The organism is Nocardioides sp. (genome assembly GCF_035703625.1).
Lineage (GTDB): Bacteria > Actinomycetota > Actinomycetes > Propionibacteriales > Nocardioidaceae > Nocardioides.
In genome coordinates this window covers 1-3,497 of sequence record NZ_DASSXS010000100.1, presented here as the reverse complement: position 1 = coordinate 3,497, position 3,497 = coordinate 1, and the positions used below count along the sequence as shown (strand labels likewise).

At 70.5% G+C, this 3,497-nt stretch carries 5 protein-coding genes; 4 read left to right on the top strand and 1 reads right to left on the bottom strand.

Annotated elements, in window-relative coordinates:
- The 3 genes from VFN12_RS05075 to VFN12_RS05065 form a co-directional block, all read left to right on the top strand.
- A partial coding sequence (locus VFN12_RS05075; RefSeq protein WP_325117517.1) for a multifunctional oxoglutarate decarboxylase/oxoglutarate dehydrogenase thiamine pyrophosphate-binding subunit/dihydrolipoyllysine-residue succinyltransferase subunit occupies nt 1–1,810 on the top strand: 1,810 nt, incomplete at its 5' end.
- Complete coding sequence (locus VFN12_RS05070) at nt 1,810–1,986, top strand: DUF6104 family protein (protein ID WP_325117516.1); 177 nt, start codon at nt 1,810–1,812, stop codon at nt 1,984–1,986. The genes VFN12_RS05075 and VFN12_RS05070, both read left to right, overlap by 1 nt.
- Before the next feature lies 1 nt (nt 1,987).
- Nucleotides 1,988–2,578 carry an acetoacetate decarboxylase family protein gene (locus VFN12_RS05065; protein ID WP_325117515.1) on the top strand — a complete coding sequence of 197 codons (591 nt, stop codon included), beginning with the start codon at nt 1,988–1,990 and terminating at the stop codon, nt 2,576–2,578.
- On the opposite strand, the gene VFN12_RS05060 is transcribed toward VFN12_RS05065, so the two are convergent.
- A complete protein-coding gene (locus tag VFN12_RS05060; RefSeq protein WP_325117514.1) occupies nt 2,575–2,778 on the bottom strand; it encodes a hypothetical protein in 204 nt (67 codons plus the stop codon). The genes VFN12_RS05065 and VFN12_RS05060 overlap by 4 nt on opposite strands.
- Before the next feature lie 50 nt (nt 2,779–2,828).
- Here VFN12_RS05060 and VFN12_RS05055 point away from each other — a divergent pair, with 50 nt between their 5' ends.
- On the top strand, nt 2,829–3,467 hold the full coding sequence (locus VFN12_RS05055; protein WP_325117513.1) for a TetR family transcriptional regulator: 639 nt from the start codon (nt 2,829–2,831) through the stop codon (nt 3,465–3,467).
- The last annotated feature ends 30 nt before the right edge of the window (nt 3,468–3,497 follow it).

The window sequence follows — 3,497 nt, the reverse complement described above, 5'->3', positions numbered from 1 at the left end:
GGCCAAGCAGGACGTCCTCGACCGCGGCCTGGAGTTCCCCGTGCTCCCGCTGCTGGTCCACGGCGACGCCGCGTTCGCCGGCCAGGGCGTGGTCGCCGAGACCTTGAACCTCTCGCAGCTGCGGGGTTACCGCACCGGCGGCACCGTGCACGTGGTGATCAACAACCAGGTCGGGTTCACCACCTCGCCTGGCGCGTCCCGTTCCTCGCTCTACTGCACCGACGTCGCCCGGATGGTCCAGGCGCCGATCTTCCACGTCAACGGAGACGACCCCGAGGCCTGCATCCGGGTCGCGCGGCTCGCGTTCGAGTACCGCCAGACCTTCAACAAGGACGTCGTGATCGACCTGGTGTGCTACCGCCGCCGCGGTCACAACGAGGGCGACGACCCGTCGTACACCCAGCCGCTGATGTACGACCTGATCGAGCAGAAGCGCTCGGTCCGCAAGCTCTACACCGAGTCCCTGATCGGCCGCGGCGACATCACGGTCGAGGAGGCCGAGCAGGTCCTCAAGGACTACCAGCAGCAGCTCGAGCGGGTCTTCACCGAGGTCCGCGAGGCCAGCGTGCAGGCTCCCGACGAGTGGACGACGGTGCCGGACTACCCGGAGAAGTCGGCGGCCGGCGCGTCGACGGCGATCACCGGCGAGATCCTCAAGCGCATCTCCGACGCCTATGTCACCCCGCCCGACGGCTTCACCGTGCACCCGAAGGTCATGCCGCAGCTGCAACGCCGCGCGGCCGCGATCACCGACGGCCCGATCGACTGGGGCACCGCCGAGATCGTCGCCTTCGGCTCGCTGCTGATGGCAGGGCGGCCCGTGCGGCTCGCCGGCCAGGACTCGCGGCGCGGCACGTTCGTCCAGCGCTTCGCCACCATCATCGACCGGGCCAACGCCGACGAGTGGACCCCGCTCAGCTCGCTGACCGAGGACCAGGGACGCTTCTACGTCTACGACTCGCTGCTCTCCGAGTTCGCTGCACTCGGCTTCGAGTACGGCTACTCGGTGGCCCGACCCGACGCCCTGGTGCTGTGGGAGGCGCAGTTCGGCGACTTCGTCAACGGGGCCCAGGTCGTCATCGACGAGTTCATCACCGCCGGTGAGACCAAGTGGCGCCAGCAGTCCGGCGTGGTCATGCTGCTCCCCCACGGATACGAGGGCCAGGGCCCCGACCACTCCTCGGCCCGGATCGAGCGGTTCCTCACCATGGCCGCCGAGGACGCCTTCGTGGTCGCGCAGCCGTCCACCCCGGCGTCGTACTTCCACCTGCTGCGCCAGCACTCGCTGGGCGAGGAGCACCGGCCGCTCATCGTGTTCACGCCCAAGTCGATGCTCAAGCGCAAGGAGGCCGCGTCGCAGCCCGACGACTTCACCTCCGGCGAGTTCCGGCCGCTGGTCACCGACGCGCAGGCCGACCCGGAGAAGGTCGACACGCTGCTGCTCTGCTCGGGACGGGTGACCTGGGACCTGATGGTCGAGCGGAAGAAGCGCGACGACGCCGGCAGGTTCGCCATCGCCCGCCTCGAGCAGCTCTACCCGCAGCCCGAGGAGGAGCTCCTCCGGTACGTCCAGGACCTGCCGAACCTCAGGGCCATTCGCTGGGTGCAGGACGAGCCGCGCAACATGGGCCCGTGGCCGTTCTACGCGCTGAACGTGTGGCCGAAGCTGGAGCTCCCGGTCGAGGCCGTCACGCGGCCCGCGTCGTCCTCACCGTCCGTCGGCACCCTCAAGCGGCACATGGAGGAGCAGAAGGCGCTGGTGGACCGGGCGTTCGCCGAGCTGTCGGACCGCCCGGACCACGACTACTGATGTACTTCACCGACCGCGGCATCGAGGAGCTCGACCGGCGGCGGGGCGAGGAGGAGGTCACCCTGGCCTGGGTGGCCGAACGACTGCAGGAGTTCACCGACACCCACCCCGAGTTCGAGGCGGCGGTCGAGCGGTTCTCGACCTGGCTGGCTCGGCTCGACGACCCCGAGGACTGACGTGGGCTATCCCTCACCTCCGTGGCAGATGCAGGGCCAGCTGTGGTTGTCCCTCTTCCGGGTCCGGGGGGTCGAGGGCCGTCCCGACGGCGTCTACGGCGCCGCCTTCGTCAGCTACGAGCCCGGCAGCGAGCTGACCTACTCCGAGCTGCTGGTGGCCCGCCCGGCGCCCGGACCCGGGCGCGCGGTCGAGATCACCGACATCTGGGTCGACTCTCCCGAGTCGATGGAGGGCGGACGCGAGCTCTGGGCGATCCCCAAGGGCCTCTGCGACTTCACCAGCTCCACCCGGCGCGGCGGGGTGCTCTCCCACGCCGGGTGGTCGGCCACGATCACGGGTCGGCCGATCGCCCGGGCAACGTTCGGCGACGTGTCGCGCTTCGCTCCGCGCCTGCCGTTCCGCGGGGGGACCCGTCAGCCCGCCCTGGCCGTCGGCGAGGAGCCGAAGGTGGCGAACCTGCACGGGTCCGGACGGACGCTCCCCTGCCGGGGGCGCTGGGAGTTCGAGGTGGACGGGCCGCTGGGCTGGCTGGCCGGTCGGCGGGCGCTGGCGTCGTTCCGGATGTCCGACTTCGAGATGAGCTTCGGCTAGGACTGGTTCTGCTCGCGCGCCCGACGGGCCGAGTCACGGATCTCGAACACCTCGGTGGCGAAGCCACCCACCGCTCCGGCGACGTCCTTGACCGCGTGGGTGACGATCGACGTCACCTGACCGACCGTGGTCGCGGCCGCCTCCACGGCGCTCTGCACCGCGTCCTTGCGGATCTCGCTGCTGCTCAGGTGGTCCTTCATGGCGGTCATCCTAGGTGCCGGTGTCACGTCGGACGCATAGGCTCCATGGCATGAACACGCGGGCGACGGAGCAGCGGGAGACCCGCGGGGAGCGCAAGGAGCGCACCCGACGGGCGATCCTGGACGCCGCGCTGTCGCTGTCCAGCGACGGCACGTTCGCCGCGCTCTCGCTGCGTGCCGTGGCCAAGGAGGTCGGGATCGTCCCGACCGCCTTCTACCGGCACTTCGAGTCGATCGACGCGCTGGGGCTGGCCCTGGTGGAGGAGTCCTTCGTCTCGCTGCGCGAGATGCTGCGCGACGTACGCCGCAACGGCCCGGCGCTCGACGACATCATCGACGGCTCGCTGCAGGTGCTGGTCGACCACGTGCACGCGCAGCGCGAGCACTTCCGGTTCATCGCGCGGGAGCGCGCCGCCGGCCCGCTCGTGGTGCGGGAGGCGATCGCGCACGGGATCGAGCTGTTCGAGCGCGAGCTGGCCCTCGACCTGGCGAGGCTCCCCGGGACCGAGCGCTGGTCGTCCGAGGACCTCCAGATCCTGTCGAACCTGATCGTCAACTCCGTGGTCGCGACCGCCGAGGTCATCATCTCCTCCGGCCCCGAGGCCGAGCAGGCGGTCGTGGACCGGACCCGGACCCAGCTGCGGATGGTCCTGATCGGCGCCCTCAACTGGCGCTCGCGACTGCCCTGAGACGCCGCTACGTCGCGACCCGGACGACGA